General features: G+C 71.8%; 16 protein-coding genes and 1 pseudogene. 6 read left to right on the top strand and 11 right to left on the bottom strand.

Features of this window, described 5'->3' with window-relative positions:
• Nucleotides 1-31 precede the first annotated feature (31 nt).
• Together ACIBL4_RS08650 and ACIBL4_RS08645 are read left to right on the top strand one after the other, a co-directional pair.
• On the top strand, nucleotides 32-1,012 hold the full coding sequence (locus ACIBL4_RS08650; protein ID WP_399407747.1) for an ABC transporter ATP-binding protein: 981 nt from the start codon (nucleotides 32-34) through the stop codon (nucleotides 1,010-1,012).
• Nucleotides 999-1,877 (top strand): ABC transporter permease, encoded by an 879-nt coding sequence (locus ACIBL4_RS08645; protein ID WP_399407745.1) that lies wholly within the window; start codon nucleotides 999-1,001, stop codon nucleotides 1,875-1,877. The genes ACIBL4_RS08650 and ACIBL4_RS08645 overlap by 14 nt, the downstream gene beginning before the upstream one ends.
• Nucleotides 1,878-1,943: 66 nt before the next feature.
• Here the strand turns inward: ACIBL4_RS08645 and ACIBL4_RS08640 are convergent, their stop codons facing one another.
• The 3 genes from ACIBL4_RS08640 to ACIBL4_RS08630 form a co-directional block, all read right to left on the bottom strand.
• Nucleotides 1,944-2,525, bottom strand: coding sequence for a flavodoxin family protein (locus ACIBL4_RS08640; RefSeq protein WP_399407743.1), 582 nt, complete (start codon nucleotides 2,523-2,525; stop codon nucleotides 1,944-1,946).
• A gap of 62 nt (nucleotides 2,526-2,587) precedes the next feature.
• The gene (locus ACIBL4_RS08635) at nucleotides 2,588-3,763 is read right to left on the bottom strand and encodes an amidase (protein ID WP_399407741.1); all 1,176 of its coding nucleotides are present in this window, start codon (nucleotides 3,761-3,763) and stop codon (nucleotides 2,588-2,590) included.
• A gap of 5 nt (nucleotides 3,764-3,768) precedes the next feature.
• Nucleotides 3,769-4,272: a DUF6668 family protein gene (locus tag ACIBL4_RS08630; RefSeq protein WP_399407739.1), complete on the bottom strand. Its 504-nt coding sequence runs from the start codon at nucleotides 4,270-4,272 to the stop codon at nucleotides 3,769-3,771.
• Nucleotides 4,273-4,429: 157 nt separating this feature from the next.
• On the opposite strand from ACIBL4_RS08630, the gene ACIBL4_RS08625 reads away from it, so the two are divergent.
• A complete protein-coding gene (locus ACIBL4_RS08625; RefSeq protein ID WP_399407737.1) occupies nucleotides 4,430-5,785 on the top strand; it encodes a tetratricopeptide repeat protein in 1,356 nt (451 codons plus the stop codon).
• A 6-nt stretch (nucleotides 5,786-5,791) separates the two neighbouring features.
• Here ACIBL4_RS08625 and ACIBL4_RS08620 read toward each other — a convergent pair whose 3' ends face one another.
• Both ACIBL4_RS08620 and ACIBL4_RS08615 read right to left on the bottom strand, forming a co-directional pair.
• Nucleotides 5,792-6,739 (bottom strand): M28 family metallopeptidase, encoded by a 948-nt coding sequence (locus ACIBL4_RS08620; protein WP_399407735.1) that lies wholly within the window; start codon nucleotides 6,737-6,739, stop codon nucleotides 5,792-5,794.
• A 159-nt stretch (nucleotides 6,740-6,898) separates the two neighbouring features.
• Nucleotides 6,899-7,372: a VOC family protein gene (locus ACIBL4_RS08615; RefSeq protein ID WP_399407733.1), complete on the bottom strand. Its 474-nt coding sequence runs from the start codon at nucleotides 7,370-7,372 to the stop codon at nucleotides 6,899-6,901.
• A 21-nt stretch (nucleotides 7,373-7,393) separates the two neighbouring features.
• Here ACIBL4_RS08615 and ACIBL4_RS08610 point away from each other — a divergent pair, with 21 nt between their 5' ends.
• On the top strand, nucleotides 7,394-8,017 hold the full coding sequence (locus ACIBL4_RS08610; protein WP_399407731.1) for a CGNR zinc finger domain-containing protein: 624 nt from the start codon (nucleotides 7,394-7,396) through the stop codon (nucleotides 8,015-8,017).
• Here ACIBL4_RS08610 and ACIBL4_RS08605 read toward each other — a convergent pair.
• A complete protein-coding gene (locus tag ACIBL4_RS08605) occupies nucleotides 8,004-8,444 on the bottom strand; it encodes a winged helix-turn-helix transcriptional regulator (RefSeq protein ID WP_399407729.1) in 441 nt (146 codons plus the stop codon). The two genes, ACIBL4_RS08610 and ACIBL4_RS08605, sit on opposite strands and share 14 nt — an antisense overlap.
• 91 nt (nucleotides 8,445-8,535) lie before the next feature.
• On the opposite strand from ACIBL4_RS08605, the pseudogene ACIBL4_RS08600 reads away from it, so the two are divergent.
• Nucleotides 8,536-9,690, top strand: a pseudogene (locus ACIBL4_RS08600) (MFS transporter); the annotation flags it as partial.
• Nucleotides 9,691-9,770: 80 nt separating this feature from the next.
• Here the strand turns inward: ACIBL4_RS08600 and rarD are convergent.
• Together rarD and ACIBL4_RS08590 are read right to left on the bottom strand one after the other, a co-directional pair.
• On the bottom strand, nucleotides 9,771-10,784 hold the full coding sequence (gene rarD / locus ACIBL4_RS08595; protein ID WP_399407727.1) for an EamA family transporter RarD: 1,014 nt from the start codon (nucleotides 10,782-10,784) through the stop codon (nucleotides 9,771-9,773).
• A gap of 133 nt (nucleotides 10,785-10,917) precedes the next feature.
• Entirely contained in the window at nucleotides 10,918-11,772 is an 855-nt protein-coding gene (locus ACIBL4_RS08590; protein ID WP_399407725.1) for an SDR family oxidoreductase, read from the bottom strand.
• 91 nt (nucleotides 11,773-11,863) lie between these two features.
• Between ACIBL4_RS08590 and ACIBL4_RS08585 the strand changes: the two genes are divergently transcribed.
• Nucleotides 11,864-12,250 (top strand): winged helix-turn-helix transcriptional regulator, encoded by a 387-nt coding sequence (locus tag ACIBL4_RS08585; protein WP_399407723.1) that lies wholly within the window; start codon nucleotides 11,864-11,866, stop codon nucleotides 12,248-12,250.
• A gap of 34 nt (nucleotides 12,251-12,284) precedes the next feature.
• On the opposite strand, the gene ACIBL4_RS08580 is transcribed toward ACIBL4_RS08585, so the two are convergent.
• The 3 genes from ACIBL4_RS08580 to ACIBL4_RS08570 form a co-directional block, all read right to left on the bottom strand.
• Complete coding sequence (locus ACIBL4_RS08580) at nucleotides 12,285-13,364, bottom strand: 2-oxoacid:ferredoxin oxidoreductase subunit beta (RefSeq protein ID WP_399407721.1); 1,080 nt, start codon at nucleotides 13,362-13,364, stop codon at nucleotides 12,285-12,287.
• A complete protein-coding gene (locus tag ACIBL4_RS08575) occupies nucleotides 13,357-15,285 on the bottom strand; it encodes a 2-oxoacid:acceptor oxidoreductase subunit alpha (RefSeq protein WP_399407719.1) in 1,929 nt (642 codons plus the stop codon). The genes ACIBL4_RS08580 and ACIBL4_RS08575 overlap by 8 nt, the downstream gene beginning before the upstream one ends.
• Nucleotides 15,286-15,443: 158 nt before the next feature.
• Nucleotides 15,444-16,103, bottom strand: a complete 660-nt coding sequence (locus tag ACIBL4_RS08570; RefSeq protein WP_399408136.1) for a LuxR C-terminal-related transcriptional regulator — start codon at nucleotides 16,101-16,103, stop codon at nucleotides 15,444-15,446.
• Between the last annotated feature and the right edge of the window lie 38 nt (nucleotides 16,104-16,141).

Genomic DNA, 16,141 nt, shown 5'->3' with positions numbered 1-16,141 from the left:
CCCGCGGGACTCGGAGAGAACGAGGAAGCCGATGGGCGAACCGTCCGCCACGGAGCCGGAGCAGCGGGGCGATCAGGCCGGGGACCCGGTCATCGCCACGCGCGCGCTCACCAAGCGCTACCGCGGCGGACAGCTCGCCGTCGACGGCCTCGACCTGACCGTCCCGGCGGGCAGCGTCTTCGGCTTCCTCGGTCCCAACGGCTCCGGCAAGACCACCACCATCCGCATGCTGATGGGCCTCATCGAGCCCACCTCCGGCACGGCGACGGTGCTCGGGCAGTCCATGCCCCGGGCCACCCGCGCCGTCCTGCCCCACGTCGGCGCCCTCATCGAGGGGCCGGCCCTGTACGGCTTCCTCTCCGGCCGCGACAACCTCGTCCGCTACGACTCCGCCGACCCGGCCGCAGATCCGCGCACCCGGAAGGCCCGGGTCGCCGCCGCGCTGGACCGGGTGGGCCTGACGGCCGCCGCGGGCAAGAAGGCCAAGGCGTACTCACTGGGCATGAAACAACGCCTGGGCCTGGCGGCGGCGTTGCTCCAGCCGCGCCGGCTGCTCGTGCTCGACGAGCCGACCAACGGCCTCGACCCGCAGGGCATGCGCGAGATCCGCACGCTCATACGGGAACTGGCCTCGGACGGCACGACCGTCTTCCTCTCCTCCCACCTGCTCGACGAGATCGAGCAGGTCTGCACCCACGCGGCCGTGATGACACAGGGCCGTCTGATCACCCAGGGCCCGGTCGCCGAGCTGTCCGCCGGGGCGCGCGGCCGGCTGGTGGTGACCACGCCGGATCCGGCGGAGGCGGCCCGGGTGCTGAAGGAGCAGGGCGTCGGCGACGTCGTCGTCACGGACGACCGGGTGACCGGCGAACCGCCGGAGCGCGACCTCGCCGAGGTGAACGCCGCGCTGGTCACGGCCGGGGTGCGGGTCCGCGGCTACACGGTCGAACGGGCCTCGCTGGAGGACGCGTTCGTGGCGCTGACCGGGGAGGGTTTCGATGTCGCAGGCTGAAGCGGCCAAGGCTGTACGGCCGGTGAGCCCGCTGTGGACCTTCGGGCTGCTGCGCAGCGAGCTCACCACCACCTTCCGGCGCTGGCGCACCCTCGCACTGCTGGCCGTGCTGGCGGGCGTGCCCGTCCTGGTCGGCATCGCCGTCAAGATGGAGACGAGCGACGGTTCCTCGCCGGGCGGTGGTGGCGGCGGGGGACCGGCGTTCATCTCGCAGATCACGAACAACGGCCTGTTCCTCGTCTTCACCGCGCTGGCCGCCACCCTGCCGTTCTTCCTGCCGATGGCGATCGGCGTCGTCGCGGGCGACGCGATCGCCGGCGAGTCGAACGCCGGCACGCTCCGCTACCTGCTGGTCGCCCCGGCCGGCCGCACCCGCCTGCTGCTCACCAAGTACGCGACCGTCGTCATCTTCTGCCTGGCCGCCACCCTCGTCGTGGCCGTCTCGGCGCTGACGGTCGGCGTGCTGCTGTTCCCGCTCGGCGACTTGACCACCATCTCCGGCACGCAGATCAGCTTCGCCGAGGGTCTGGGCAGAGCCCTGCTGATCGCCCTGGCCGTCGCCGCGTCACTGATCGGCGTGGCGGCGCTCGGACTGTTCGTCTCGACGCTCACGGGCAGCGGCATCGCGGCGATGGCGACCACCGTCGGCCTGCTGATCACGGTCCAGATCCTCGACCAGATCCCGCAACTGCACGCCCTCCAGCCCTACTTCTTCTCGCACTACTGGCTGTCCTTCGCCGACCTGATGCGCGAACCCGTCTACTGGGACGACCTGGCGAAGAACCTCGGCCTCCAGGCCCTGTACGCGGCGGTGTTCGGCTCGGCGGCCTGGGCGCGCTTCACGACGAAGGACATCACCGCGTAGCGCCAGTACTCCTGGCCCTCGGTTCTCGTAGCACTCAGTTCTCGTAGCCCTCAGTCCTCGTAGCCCTCAGTCCTCGTACACGAACCGGGCCAGGGGCGCCTCCCGCGCGAAGAACGTCTTGGCCCGGGCCATTGCCTCGGTGTCGTTCCGTACGTCACCGGGCTTGCTGCCGTTGCCGAGCAGCACCCCGCCGAACCGCATCCCCATGTACGCGGCCGAGTTGTTGAGCGTGCCGACCAGCGGGTCGGCCACCTCGGGCTGCGTGTGCGCGAGCGCGGTGACTCCCCACAGGGTGCGTCCGGCCAGGGTCGCCTTGAAGTCGAGGCCGGGCGTGCGCAGCCAGCCCGACCAGTAGTCCAGGTAGCGCTTGGTGTGCGCGGAGACCGAGTACCAGTACAGGGGCGAGGCGATCACGATGTCCGTGGCCGCGAGGGTGGCGTCGAGCAGCAGTGCCACGTTGCCCTCGGTCGGGCGCACGTGGTCGCTGTCGTGCCGCAGGTCCTCGAAGTCGGGCACCGGATGCTCGGCGAGGTCGATCCACTGCTGTTCGACGTCCGGGGGCAGTTGCTCGGCGGCCGCGCGGGCCAGCAGCTCGGTGTTGCCGTCGGCACGGGCGCTGCCCAGGACGAAGAGGAAACGACGGGTCATGAGGGTCCCCCAGAAAGTAGGTGCGGGTCAATTACACGCGCTTGCATCATATGCGTGCGCATCTAAATCCGCCAGGGGTGTCCTCGGCTCCCGACGCGCACCTCCGCCTCCCGTGCCACGGCCAGCAGCAGTGCCTCCCGGCCCTGCGGCGCCACCAGCTGCAGCCCGGCCGGGCAGCCGTCGCCGCCGAAGCCCGCCGGCAGGCTCAGGGCCGGATGCCCGCTGAGGTTGAACGCCCAGGTGAGAGAGGTGGAGTAGCGGTCGCCCGGGCCGTCGTGACCGTGCGGCGGGGTGGGCGTGGTCGGCGTCAGCAGCAGCTCGGCCTCGGCGAACAGCGCGGCCAGCCGCCGGTCGTTCTCCGCCCGGACACGGTGGGCTTCGCCCGGATCGGCACCGGGGGTGCGCAGGGCGAGCCAGGCGGGCCCGGGGTCCGTGAGCCGCAACGGCACCCGCGGCCGTACGAGCCGTACGACACCCGCCGCCGCGAGCCGTTCGACCGCCGCCCGGGCGAGCGTGACGGGCTCCGGGTCGGGCCTGGCGAAGCCCAGGTCGGACGACCAGACGGCGGTGACGGGGAGCGGCGTGCCGGTCGGCACCTGCTCCTGGGACACCACCCGCCACCAGGCCGCCGCGTCCGACGCCGAGCGGGCGAGGACACCGGGGACCGCGAGTCCCGTACGGTCGGCGGAGGGCAGTCGTCCGGCCGTGGTCTTCAGGCCGGTCACCCCGCACCACGCCGCCGGGATCCGCACCGACCCGGCACCGTCGCCGCCCGTCGCCAGCGGGACCAGCCCGGCCGCCACCGCCACCGCGGCCCCGGCCGACGAGCCGCCCGGCGTACGGTCCGCCCGCCACGGGTTGACCGTCCGGCCACGGGCGCCCAGCCCCCAGGTCTGCCAGGGCGTTCCCGGCCCGGGCACGGAGGTCGCGCCCACGGCGACACAGCCCGCCGCGAGCAGCGGCCCCGCCGCACGCAGCCCGTGCCGCCCCTTCACGGCGATCGGCACCCCGGCGAGCGACAGCGCTTCCCCCTTTCGGGCGACATCCCCGGCCCGCCGGCCGAGGCACGCGTCCACCTCGCCCGCCCGCCGCAACGCCTCCTCGCGCCACACCTCGACGAACGCGCACAGCTCGGGATCGGCCCGCTCGATCCGCTCCAGCGCCGCCTCGACCACCTCGACCGCGCGCAGCTCCCCGGCCCGTACGCCCGCCGCGATCTCCCCGGCCGACAGGGGCACCGCCGTCAGTGCGCCGCTCCCGTCAGCCGGACCAGGGCCGAGGTCTCGCGCGGCGGGCGACCCAGCTCGCCCAGCCGCCAGGCCGGCACCCACGGCACCCGGTACACGTCGATGACCGACTCCAGCGACTTGACCCGCTGGGCGAGCGGACGCGGCAGCCGGCCCGGGGCGTCCGCCACGAGGACGACGGCGTCGAGGTCGAGCCCGGGCGGTGCCTGACCGCGCCGGAAGATCTCCACGGCACCGGCGACCGTGTCCAGCCCGGCCGCGTGCGTCCGCGCGACCAGCAGCACCGACGCCGGATCGCCCGGGCCGGGCCAGACGCGGCCGCTGTCATGACCGCCGTAGACCGCGGCGAGGGTGGAGACGCCCGCCCCGCCGTGGGTGCCGACCCAGGAGAAACGCCGTGCCGCGGCATGGGCGTGAGCGGGCTCCGGCGGCCCCGGCTCCTGGCTGGTCACCGGGCCGCGGATCCAGATCTCCGGCCCCTGTCGCATGCCTGTCTGCATGCCCCTCTCCTCCCTCGTACGCCCGATCCTCATGCCAAGCGGAACGATCCATGCCGGGACCTGGAACCCTTGGGACGAGCCTGTGACACCGCGGTGACGTGAGAAACGGGAGCGAGCGGACACACTCGACAGTAGGACGACGCCGAATGAGGGGACGATGGCCCGACTCAGCCGCGAGAAGAAGCGGGAACAGAAGCAGGCCGCGCACGCGGCGACCCCGGCGGCGCCGATCGACGTCCGTGTCCCCGGGACCGGAGCGGACCCGGCGGGAGCGGCTCCGGCCGGAGGGGTCCCGTCAGGAGCCGTCCCGTCAGGAGCGGTCCCGGGAGCCGGCGCGGGGGGTGTCTGCGACGGCGCGTCGGTCGGCGGCGTCCCCGTCTTCGCGGCCCCCGGCGAGGAGATCCAGCAGGCCGTCCTGAACCGACTTCACCACATCGCCCTGGCCACCGGCCATCCCGTCCTCGCCACGATCCACGACGAGCGCATCGGCTACGTCGTGCCGCTCCAGGTCGACCCGGACGGCTCCAGCCGCTTCACCGCCGAGCCGGTCCGCACGGTCCCGCAGGAGGACGCCGTCACCGCCGCAGGATCGCCCTCGGTGGAGGCGGCGACGGAGCCGCCCGCGCCGGAGCGGCAGCACCCGCAGGAGGACAGGGCCACGCACGTCCTGCGCCCCGTACCGGAGCCCGCCCGTGGCACGGCCCCGACGTTCCCGCTGCGAGCGGTACCCGAGCCGCAGCCGGCCGATCAGCCCTCGCCGACGTTCGAGCTGCGAGCCGTACCGGAGGCGCCGCGCCCCGAGCCGGAGGACACCCCGCCCGGCACCGTCGCACCCCCGACCGGCGAGTTCGGGCCGCCTCCGCTCATGGACGTCCAGCCGCTCCCCGTCCCCGGAACCACCCCGGCCCCGCACCGCAGGCGGGAACCCGAGCCGATGTCCGAAGCGGAGCTGCTCGCGGCCGAAGCCGACGCCAAGCCGACTCCCGCCCGGGGCTTCGACGCCGTCGCGGAGGCCGTGCTCGGCGACGAACCCCTCGGCGCCCCGGGCGACCCCGCCGCGCCCGCCCTCCTCGCGGAGCCGGTCGCGCGGATCAACGAGGCCGTCAAGGAGGGCCGGATCGACGCGGCCGCCGGGCTGGCGGACCAGACCGTCGCGGAGGCGTCGGGGACGCTCGGGCCGGAGCACCCCGAAGTGCTCCGGCTGCGCGAACTGACCGCGTACATCTCCTACTTGGCCGGCGACCCGCTCCGTGCCTTCCACCTCTCGCTCGACCTGGCCGGCGCCCGCCGCCGCTCGGGCGACGCGGAGGCCGCCTACGGCAACGTGCGGAGCGCGGCCACCGCCTGGCGCGCCGTGCGCGACCCGGCGGTCGGCCTGGAGCTGGGGCGGGACCTGATCGGCCTGTGGACCGAACTCGCCGCCGAGGACGGTCCCGCCGCCGAGGAGATCGAGCAACTGGAGGCGGCCCGCGCCCGCATGGGCCGCCTGACCGAACGCGCCCGCAACCAGTAGGCGCCGCTACTCCGACAGCTCCCACACCGCGTACGCGACGGCGTCGCTGTTGCGGTCGAGGGCGGTGTCGTCGATGTTGGCGGTGGTGTCGCAGGAGGAGTGGTAGCAGCGGTCGAAGGCCCGCCCGGCCGTACCGCCCCACTTGGCCGCCTGCGCCGCCGTCTTCGTCCTGCTCGCCCCGGTGAACAGGCCGCCCACCGGCACGCCCGCGCTCTTGAAGGGCGCGTGGTCGGAGCGGCCGTCGCCCTCGGTCTCGATCTCGGTCGGGACACCGAGGCCGCTGAAGTACTCCTTGAAGGTCTTCTCGATCGCCGGGTCGTCGTCGTAGACGAAGTAGCCGGGGTTCGGGGAGCCGATCATGTCGAAGTTCAGATAGGCACTGATCCTCGAACGGTCGCCGGTGGCCAGCCGGTTGACGTAGTGGCGGGACCCGACCAGGCCGAGCTCCTCCGCCCCCCACCAGGCGAACCGCAGGTGCTTGGTGGGCTTGTACTGCGCCCGGGACACGGCGAGGGCGGTCTCCAGGACGGCGGCCGAGCCGGACCCGTTGTCGTTGATGCCGGGCCCGGAGGAGACGCTGTCGAGGTGCGAGCCGGCCATCACGACCTGGTTCGCGTCACCGCCGGGCCAGTCGGCGATCAGGTTGTAGCCCGTTCGGCCGGAGGCGGTGAACTGCTGGACCGTGGTGGTGTACCCGGCCGCGTCCAGCTTCGCCTTGATGTGGTCGACCGAGGCCTTGTAACCGGGTCGGCCGTGCGCGCGGTTGCCGCCGTTGGCGGTGGCTATGGACTGCAGCTGGGACAGGTGGGCCTTGACGCCCGCCAGGGGTATGTCGGGCGCGGCGGCAGGTCTCGGGGGAGTCGACGCGGCGTCCGCCACGGCACCGCCGGTCAGGAGCATGGCGGTCGCCACGACACCCGACGCCACGGCACGCGCGGAAACGGAGAGCTTCATGTGGGGGCTCCGAATTCCATGGGGAAGCCCGTGGGGTGTCCACGGGCGGCCCACAGTGAATGGGGTGCCTGGATGGTGAAGCTGGTACTGACTCTCCGTCAAGGGTCATATCGGGACAGGGCGTTGCCGGACACCGGACCGCCGCCGCTCATGGCAGGGTCATTGCACGCAGAACTCGTTCCCCTCCGGGTCCGCCATCACGACCCACTCACCGCCCTGCTCCGCCACCCGCCGCAGCACCCGCGCACCGAGCCCCTCCAGCCGCGCGACCTCCTCCTCGCGACGCCCCTCGCCCGGGTGCAGATCGAGGTGGAGCCGGTTCTTGACCGTCTTCGCCTCCGGCACCCGCTGGAACAGCAGCCGTCGCCCCAGCCCCGTCCCGCTCTCCTCCTCGAACGGGTCCTCGGGGTGCCGCACGGCGACCAGGTCCCGGAAGGCTCGCCGGCCGTGGAAGTCGACCGTGGCCTCCTCGGGCAGGGCCCCGAAGCCGAGCAGCTTCTCGATCAGGGCGCTGTTGTCCTCGGCCTCGTACCGGAGGGCGGCGGCCCAGAAGTCGGCCTGCGCGTGCGGATCGTTCGCGTCGATGACGATCTTCCAGTGCACGGGGGCGGATGGTGCCGGGGTCTGTGTCATGTAACCACTTATACTGGTTAGGTGAGTGGACGCGCAGGGGAAACGCCGGACCGGACGCCCGGCCTGACGCTGGTCTCGTACCAGGGGAAGGCCTTCCGCTTCGACCCCGGCGCCCTGTGCCTGGAACTGCTGACGACGGGCGGCCCCGGTGAGTTCGCGCGGTACGAAGTGCTGCACGAGCCCGCCGACCTGGTCGCCTGGACCGCCCGCAGCCGCCTCCCGGACGGCCTGGACGTCACCGTCACCGAGGACGAGCTGGAGCGCGTCCGCGCCCTGCGCGACGCCGTGTTCCCCCTCGCCGCCGACCGCGCCCACGGCCGCCCGCTGCAGGCCGCCCGCCTGGACGTCGTCAACGCCGCCGCGGCCGGGCCCCCGTTGGTCGCCCGCATCGAGCCGGACGGCACCCGCGCCTGGGCCCCGGGCGCCACCGGAGCCCAGCTGCTCTCCACGGTCGCCCGGGACGCGATCGACCTGTTCACCGGCCCCTACGCCCACCGCGTCCGTGAGTGCGGCGCCCACAACTGCCGGCTGCTCTTCGTGGACACCTCCCGCCCGGGCCGCCGCCGCTGGTGCGCGATGGAGCACTGCGGCAACCGTGAGAAGGCCCGGGCGCACCGGTCCCGGGCCCTGTCTAGGGAGCCGTAGCCTCCGCCTCGCGGGCGTCGTACGCGCTGCGGGCCGCCGCGATCTCCTCCTGGTGCCGCTCCGTCCAGGTCACCAGGGACTGGATGGTGGTGTGCAGCGTCCTGCCGAGGGAGGTCAGTTCGTACTCGACCCGCGGCGGCACCACCGGGTGCACCGTGCGCTTCACCAGGCCGTCCCGCTCCAGCGACCGCAGGGTCACCGTCAGCATCCGCTGGCTGACACCGTCGATCTCCCGGCGCAGCTCGGTGAAGCGCAGCCGCCGGTTCTCCAGCAGCGCGATGACGAGCAGCGACCACTTGTCGGCGATCCGGTCGAGGATCTGCCGGACCTGGCAGTCCTCGCGGGTGTCCCACTGGAAGGGGTCGGCGTCGCCGTGGTCCACGGTGCTCTGGCAGTTACTCGGTGACTTCGAAGTGCCTACTTCCATGTCTGTCGATGCTGCCGCAGGGTGGTCGTGGTTACAAGAGGGAACCGACCCTCGCTTGCGTAACCGACCTTCACCAGAGGAGTGTTGATTCATGGGCACGCGTGCCTGGGCGTTGCTGCTCGTCCTGTGCGGGACGATCTTCCTCGAGGGTGCCGACGTCGCGATGATGGCGGTGGCGATCCCGGCCATCCGCTCCGATCTGGGCCTTGCCACCGGCACGGCGGCCTGGGTGCTGAGCGCCTACGTGCTCGGGTATGCCGGCTTCACCCTCCTCGGCGGCCGGGCCGCCGACCTGCTCGGCCGGCGGCGGATGTTCCTGCTCTGGCTGACCGTCTTCCTCGCCTTCTCCGGACTCGGGGGCCTCGCGACGGACGGCTGGATGCTGATCGTCGCCCGGTTCGTCACCGGTATCGCCGCCGCGTTCATGACCCCGGCCGCGCTCTCCCTGATCACCACGTCCTACGAGGAGGGGCCGAAGCGCAACAAGGCCCTGCTGGTCTTCGCCGGGACCGGCGCGGCCGGCTTCTCCCTCGGCCTGGTCATCGGCGGCCTGCTCACCGAGTTCGGCTGGCGCTGGGTGTTCTTCGCGCCCGTACTGCTGACCGCCGCCCTGCTCGTCGCGGCCGTGCGCCTGGTGCCCCGGCAGGACGCCCCACCCGCGCGGGGGCGCACCTTCGACCTGCCCGGCGCGATCACCGCCGCCGGCGCCATGCTGCTGGCCGCCTACACCGTCGTACGCCTGGAACACGGCCTGCACGACTGGCCGCTCACCCTGGTCTCGGGGCTCGCGGCTCTGCTCGTGGCCGGTGCCTTCGTCGCGCTCGAACGCCGCTGCCCGGACCCGCTCGTCCGCCTCGGGATCCTGCGCCAGGGCCCGGTCGTGCGCGCCGACCTGGGAGCGCTGCTCTTCCTCGGCGCCTTCTTCGGTTTCCAGTTCATCGTCACGCTCTACCTTCAGGAACTGCGCGGCTGGTCGCCCCTGATGACGGCGGTGGCCCTGATCGTCATGGGCGTCGACGCCGTCCTCGCCCCGACGCTCACCCCGAGGCTGGTCGCCCGCTTCGGCAACGCCCAGGTGATCGTCGGCGGCTTCGTCCTGGCCGTGATCGCGTACGGGCTGTTCCTGCCGGTCGGCATGGACTGGTCCTACGCCGCGATGTTCCCCACCCTGTTCCTCTCGGGCCTCGCCTTCGCCCTGGCCTACGGGCCGCTGACGATCGCGGCCACGGACGGGGTCACCGGGTCGGAGCAGGGCCTGGCCGGCGGGCTGCTGACCACCGCCACCCAGTTCGGCTCCGCCATCGGCATCGCGGCGGTGACCGCGGTCTATGGCCTGGCGTCCACCGGATCCGGCCCCGAGGCCACGCTGTCGGCGTTCCGCGTGGCGCTGATCGTGCCGGTGGTCCTGGTGGTGCTGGGCGCGCTGATCTCGGTGGTGAGTGCGCGGGAGGCCCGGCGGGCGGTGCGCAGGGCGTCCCAGGTGAGCAGCGCCAGCGCCATCCACACCAGCGCGAACCCGGCCCAGCGCTCGGGCGGCATCTCCTCGTGGAAGTAGAAGACGCCGAGCAGGAACTGGAAGACCGGCGTCAGGTACTGCAGCAGGCCGATCGTGGACAGGGGCACGCGGATGGCGGCGGCGCCGAAGCAGACCAGGGGCAGCGCGGTGACGATCCCGGCCGAGGCGAGCAGCGCCGCGTGCCCCGCGCCCTCGGCGGCGAAGGTGGACTCGCCCCGCGCGCTCAGCCACACCAGGAAGCCGAGCGCGGGCAGGAACTGCACCACGGTCTCGGCGGCCAGCGACTCCACGCCGCCGAGGTTCAGCTTCTTCTTCACCAGCCCGTACGTGGCGAAGGAGAAGGCGAGGCCGAGGGAGATCCACGGGGGCCGGCCGAAGCCGACGGTCAGCACGACGACCGCCGCGGCGCCGGTCCCGACCGCAAGCCACTGCACCGGCCGCAGCCGCTCCTTCAGCAGCAGCACACCCATCGCGATGGTGACCAGCGGGTTGATGAAGTACCCGAGCGAGGCCTCGACGACGTGCCCGGAGTTCACGGACCAGATGTACAGGCCCCAGTTGAGGGTGATGAACGTCGCGGCGACCGCGACGAGACCCAGCCTGCGCGGCTGCCGCAGCAGCTCACCGGCCCAGGCCCAGCGGCGCAGCACGAGCAGGGCGGCGCCCACGAAGACCAGCGACCACACCATCCGGTGGGCCAGGATCTCCAGCGCCCCGGCGGGTTTCAGCAGGGGCCAGAACAGCGGGACGAGGCCCCACATCCCGTAGGCCGCGAAGCCGTTCAGCAGTCCTATGTGCCGCTCACCCCTCGGCTTGCCGCTCACGGGCCCCTCCTCCGTACGTGTGCTCCGCGTCCACGACGGTAACGCCGAGCGCCCCCGGTTGTCATGCCCGTATCGGCATACGGTCATGACAGCCGGGGTGGTGGCGGCTCAAGGGGGTGTCCGCCGGGGGAGTTCAGCCCTTGAGCGCCGCGGCGATGGCATCGGAGAACGGGGTGGTCGGGCGGCCGGTCAGCCGGGACAGGTCGCCGGTGGAGACGACCAGCTCGCCCTTCTCGATGGAGGCGTCCACGCCCGCGAGCGTCTGCGCCAGAGGCTCGGGCAGGCCGGCGCCGGTCAGGATCCCGGTGAGCACGTCGGTCGAGACCGCGTTGTAGGTGATCTCCTTGCCGGTCTGACGACTCAGCTCGGCCGCGTACTCGGCGAAGCTCCACGCGGTGTCGCCGCCCAGCTCGTACGTCTTGTTCTCATGCCCCTCGCCGGTCAGCACGGCGACGGCGGCAGCGGCGTAGTCGGCGCGGGCGGCGGAGGAGACCTTGCCCTCACCGGCGGCGGCCACGACCGCGTTGTGCTCCAGCACCGGGGCGAGGTTCTCGGTGTAGTTCTCGTGGTACCAGCCGTTGCGCAGCAGGGTGTAGGGCACGCCGGAGTCCAGGAGCAGCTCCTCGGTGCCGCGGTGGTCGTCGGCGAGCGCGGCGGTCAGCGTGCCCGGGGCGCTGGTGTAGGCGAGCAGGGCGACACCCGCCGCCTTGGCGGCGTCGATGACGACCTTGTGCTGCTGCACGCGGCCCTTGTCGAACTCGTTGCCGGAGACCAGCAGCACCTTGTCACCGGCGGAGAACAGTCCGTCGAAGGACGCGGGCGCGTTGTAGTCGGCCAGTGCGATCTTCACACCGCGCTCCGCGAAGTCGGCGGCCTTCTCCGCGTTGCGGACGACCGCGGTGATCTGCTCGGCGGGGACCTTCTCCAGCAGCTGCTCCACGACGTGACGGCCGAGGTTTCCGGTGGCTCCGGTGACGATGATGCTCATGAGGGCGACTCTCCTTGTGGGGTGCGATGGCACTAACCCTACGGGAGGCGCTAACTCTTGGAAAGTACCCACTTTGAAGTAAGGTACTGGCATGGCAGTAAGTAACGGCGACGCCGAGGCCCTGTGCCCGTACCGGCTGGTGCTGGAGCACGTCACCAGCCGGTGGGGCGTGCTCGTGCTGATCGAGCTCCTGGACCGCCCGCACCGGTTCAGCGAGCTGCGCCGGGCGATCAACGACTACGGGGGCCGGGGCGTCAGCGAGAAGATGCTCACGCAGACGCTCCAGACCCTGGAGCGTGACGGCCTGGTCCATCGCGACGCCAAGCCCGTGATCCCGCCCCGCGTCGACTACTCCCTCACCGACCTCGGCCGCGAGGCCGCCGAGCAGGTGCGGGCCCTCACCCAGTGGACGCACCGGCGCATGGACGACGTGGACAAGGCCCGCCGGGCGTACGACGAGGCCCGGGCCGCGTCCTGAGACGGTCCCGGGCCTCGGTCCCCGAGGGGCATGCTCAGCCGACGACCGTCCAGGTGTCGCCGCCCGCCAGCAGCGCCGCCAGGTCGCCCTTGCCGTGCTGCTCGATCGCCTGGTCCAGCTGGTCGGCCATCTGCGTGTCGTAGACGGGCCGGTCGACGGAGCGCAGGACACCGATCGGCGTGTGGTGCAGGGTGTCCGGGTCGGCGAGGCGGGACAGCGCGAACGCCGTGGTCGGGGACGCGGCGTGCGCGTCGTGGACGAGCACCTGGTCCTCGTTGTCCGGCGTCACCGCCACCACCTTCAGATCACCCGTCGCCGGGTCCCGGACGACACCCTTGGCCAGGCCGCTGCCGAAGCGGATCGGCTTGCCGTGCTCCAGTCGGATCACGGCCTCCTCGGCCTGCTGTCTGTCCTTCAGGGCGTCGAAGGCGCCGTCGTTGAAGATGTTGCAGTTCTGGTAGATCTCGATCAGGGCCGTGCCCTGGTGCGCGGAGGCCTGGCGCAGCACCTCCGTCAGGTGCTTGCGGTCGGAGTCGACCGTCCGCGCCACGAAGGACGCCTCCGCGCCGATCGCCAGCGACACCGGGTTGAAGGGCGCGTCCAGCGAGCCCATCGGCGTCGACTTGGTGATCTTGCCGACCTCGGAGGTCGGCGAGTACTGGCCCTTGGTCAGACCGTAGATCCGGTTGTTGAACAGCAGGATCTTGAGGTTGACGTTGCGGCGCAGCGCGTGGATCAGGTGGTTGCCGCCGATGGACAGCGCGTCACCGTCACCCGTGACGACCCACACCGACAGGTCGCGGCGGGAACTCGCCAGACCCGTGGCGATGGCCGGGGCGCGGCCGTGGATGGAGTGCATCCCGTACGTGTTCATGTAGTACGGGAAACGGGAGGAGCAGCCGATGCCCGAGACGAAGACGATGTTCTCCTTCGCCAGCCCCAGCTCGGGCATGAAGCCCTGCACCGCGGCGAGGATGGCGTAGTCGCCGCAGCCAGGGCACCAGCGCACTTCCTGATCGGACTTGAAGTCCTTCATCGACTGCCTGCCCTCGGCCTTGGGGACGAGGGAAAGCGCTTCGATGGTGCCCGTGCCGTGCGTGGACGTCTCAGCCATCGATGGCCTCCTTCAGAGCCGCGGCGAGCTGCTCCGCCTTGAACGGCATACCGTTGACCTGGTTGTACGAGTCGGCGTCCACCAGGTACTTCGCCCGGATGAGCGTGGCGAGCTGCCCGAGGTTCATCTCGGGGATCACCACCTTGTCGTAACGCCCGAGGACCGCGCCGAGGTTCTTCGGGAAGGGGTTGAGGTGGCGCAGATGCGCCTGTGCGATCGACTCCCCGGCCCGGCGCAGCCGCCGCACCGCGGCCGTGATCGGCCCGTACGTCGAGCCCCAGCCGAGGACCAGGGTCCGGGCGCCGTCCGGGTCGTCCACCTCGACGTCCGGGACGTCGATGCCGTCCACCTTCGCCTGCCGGGTGCGCACCATGAAGTCGTGGTTGGCCGGGGCGTAGGAGATGTTGCCCGTGCCGTCCTCCTTCTCGATGCCGCCGATCCGGTGCTCCAGACCCGGCGTGCCCGGGATCGCCCACGGCCGGGCGAGTGTCTGCGGGTCGCGCTTGTACGGCCAGAACACCTCGGTGCCGTCGTCGAGCGTGTGGTTCGGCCCCTGCGCGAACTGCACCCGCAGGTCCGGCAGCTCCTCCAGATCCGGGATGCGCCACGGCTCGGAGCCGTTGGCCAGATAACCGTCGGAGAGCAGGAACACCGGCGTGCGGTACGTCAGCGCGATCCGGGCGGCCTCCAGCGCGGCGTCGAAGCAGTCCGCCGGCGTACGGGGCGCGACCACCGGGACCGGGGCCTCGCCGTTGCGCCCGTACATCGCCTGGAGCAGGTCGGCCTGCTCGGTCTTGGTCGGCAGACCGGTCGACGGGCCACCGCGCTGGATGTCCACGATCAGCAGCGGCAGCTCCAGCGAGACGGCCAGACCGATCGTCTCCGACTTCAGCGCCACACCCGGGCCGCTCGTCGTCGTCACGGCCAGCGAACCGCCGAAGGCAGCGCCCAGCGCCGCCCCGATACCGGCGATCTCGTCCTCGGCCTGGAAGGTCCGCACCCCGAAGTTCTTGTGCTTGCTCAGCTCGTGCAGGATGTCCGACGCCGGCGTGATCGGGTACGACCCCAGGTACAGCGGCAGATCCGCCTGCCGGCTCGCGGCGATCAGGCCGTACGACAGGGCGAGGTTGCCGGAGATGTTGCGGTAGACACCCGGCGGGAACGCCGTGGCCGCCGGGGCGACCTCGTAGGAGACGGCGAAGTCCTCGGTGGTCTCGCCGAAGTTCCAGCCGGCCCGGAAGGCGGCGATGTTGGCCGCCGCGATGTCGGGCTTCTTCGCGAACTTCGACTTCAGGAATCTCTCCGTGCCCTCGGTGGGCCGGTGGTACATCCAGCTCAGCAGGCCCAGCGCGAACATGTTCTTGCTGCGCTCGGCCTCCTTGCGGCTGAGGTCGAACTCCTTCAGCGCCTCCACGGTGAGCGTGGTCAGCGGCACAGGGTGGACGTGGTAGCCGTCCAGCGACCCGTCCTCCAGCGGACTGGTGTCGTAGCCGACCTTCTGCATCGCCCGCTTGGTGAACTCGTCCGTGTTGACGATCACCTCCGCGCCGCGCGGCAGGTCGCCGACGTTCGCCTTCAGCGCGGCCGGGTTCATCGCCACCAGCACGTTCGGCGCGTCACCGGGCGTGAGGATGTCGTGGTCGGCGAAGTGCAGCTGGAAGGACGACACGCCCGGCAGGGTCCCGGCGGGCGCCCTGATCTCGGCCGGGAAGTTCGGCAGCGTCGACAGGTCGTTGCCGAACGACGCGGTCTCCGAGGTGAAACGGTCACCGGTGAGCTGCATGCCGTCACCCGAGTCCCCCGCGAACCTGATGATCACCCGGTCGAGGCGACGAACGTCCTTCGTGCCCGCCGCTTTGCGCTGCTCTCCTACGACAGTTTCGTCGGCCTGCTCCGCTGGGCTACTGACCTGGCTGGTCACTGAACTGGACCTCCCTCGAGGCGGCTGTCCTGGGAAGGCCTTCCCGCAGGCGTTCCCAGGATCAACACTACGACCGTAAGGGTCGCCTTCTTCGGGTCATTCGCATGTTGGACACGACTTTGAGACGATCGAGCGTCCTGACCTTCATGTCGGGAGTTTCACGAATTGAGGTATGTCAGCACGGCCAGCACCCGGCGGTGGTCCCCCTCGCTCTGGGAGAGCCCCAGCTTCAGGAAGATGTTGCTGACGTGCTTCTCGACCGCTCCGTCGCTGACCACGAGCTGCCGGGCGATGGCCGAGTTCGTCCGGCCCTCGGCCATCAGCCCCAGCACCTCCCGCTCCCGCGGGGTCAGTCCCGCGAGCACGTCCTGCTTGCGGCTGCGGCCCAGCAACTGCGCGACGACCTCCGGGTCGAGGGCCGTACCGCCCTCGGCCACCCGCACCACCGCGTCCACGAACTCCCGGACCTCGGCCACCCGGTCCTTCAGCAGATAGCCGACGCCCCGGCTGGATCCCGCGAGCAGCTCCGTGGCGTAGCGCTCCTCCACGTACTGCGACAGCACCAGCACACCGAGCTCCGGGTGCGCCTTGCGCAACTGCACCGCCGCCCGCACGCCCTCGTCGGTGTGCGTCGGCGGCATCCGCACATCGGCGACCACGACGTCCGGCAGCTCGCCCTGCGCGTCCAGCTCCGTGATGGTCTTGATCAGTGCCACGCCGTCACCGACCCCGGCGACCACCTCGTGCCCCCGGTCGGTCAGCAGCCGGGTCAGGCCCTCCCTGAGCAGCACTGAATCCTCGGCGATGACCACCCGCACCCTGTCCTCCACGATGTTCGGCCCCCCACAGCCCGACG

This window comes from Streptomyces sp. NPDC050416, assembly GCF_044458845.1.
Taxonomy (GTDB): Bacteria; Actinomycetota; Actinomycetes; order Streptomycetales; family Streptomycetaceae; genus Streptomyces.
Note: the sequence above shows the minus strand (reverse complement) of the source record. Positions and strands in the feature narration are given on the sequence as shown.

What these genes read in the sequence shown, in the direction of transcription:
- ACIBL4_RS08650 (WP_399407747.1), top strand. Translation starts at nt 32, where the DNA reads ATGGGCGAACCGTCCGCCACGGAGCCGGAGCAGCGGGGCGATCAGGCC.
- ACIBL4_RS08645 (WP_399407745.1), top strand. Translation starts at nt 999, where the DNA reads ATGTCGCAGGCTGAAGCGGCCAAGGCTGTACGGCCGGTGAGCCCGCTG.
- ACIBL4_RS08640 (WP_399407743.1), bottom strand. Translation starts at nt 2,525, where the DNA reads ATGACCCGTCGTTTCCTCTTCGTCCTGGGCAGCGCCCGTGCCGACGGC.
- ACIBL4_RS08630 (WP_399407739.1), bottom strand. Translation starts at nt 4,272, where the DNA reads ATGCAGACAGGCATGCGACAGGGGCCGGAGATCTGGATCCGCGGCCCG.
- ACIBL4_RS08625 (WP_399407737.1), top strand. Translation starts at nt 4,430, where the DNA reads ATGGCCCGACTCAGCCGCGAGAAGAAGCGGGAACAGAAGCAGGCCGCG.
- ACIBL4_RS08620 (WP_399407735.1), bottom strand. Translation starts at nt 6,739, where the DNA reads ATGAAGCTCTCCGTTTCCGCGCGTGCCGTGGCGTCGGGTGTCGTGGCG.
- ACIBL4_RS08615 (WP_399407733.1), bottom strand. Translation starts at nt 7,372, where the DNA reads ATGACACAGACCCCGGCACCATCCGCCCCCGTGCACTGGAAGATCGTC.
- ACIBL4_RS08605 (WP_399407729.1), bottom strand. Translation starts at nt 8,444, where the DNA reads ATGGAAGTAGGCACTTCGAAGTCACCGAGTAACTGCCAGAGCACCGTG.
- ACIBL4_RS08590 (WP_399407725.1), bottom strand. Translation starts at nt 11,772, where the DNA reads ATGAGCATCATCGTCACCGGAGCCACCGGAAACCTCGGCCGTCACGTC.
- ACIBL4_RS08585 (WP_399407723.1), top strand. Translation starts at nt 11,864, where the DNA reads ATGGCAGTAAGTAACGGCGACGCCGAGGCCCTGTGCCCGTACCGGCTG.
- ACIBL4_RS08580 (WP_399407721.1), bottom strand. Translation starts at nt 13,364, where the DNA reads ATGGCTGAGACGTCCACGCACGGCACGGGCACCATCGAAGCGCTTTCC.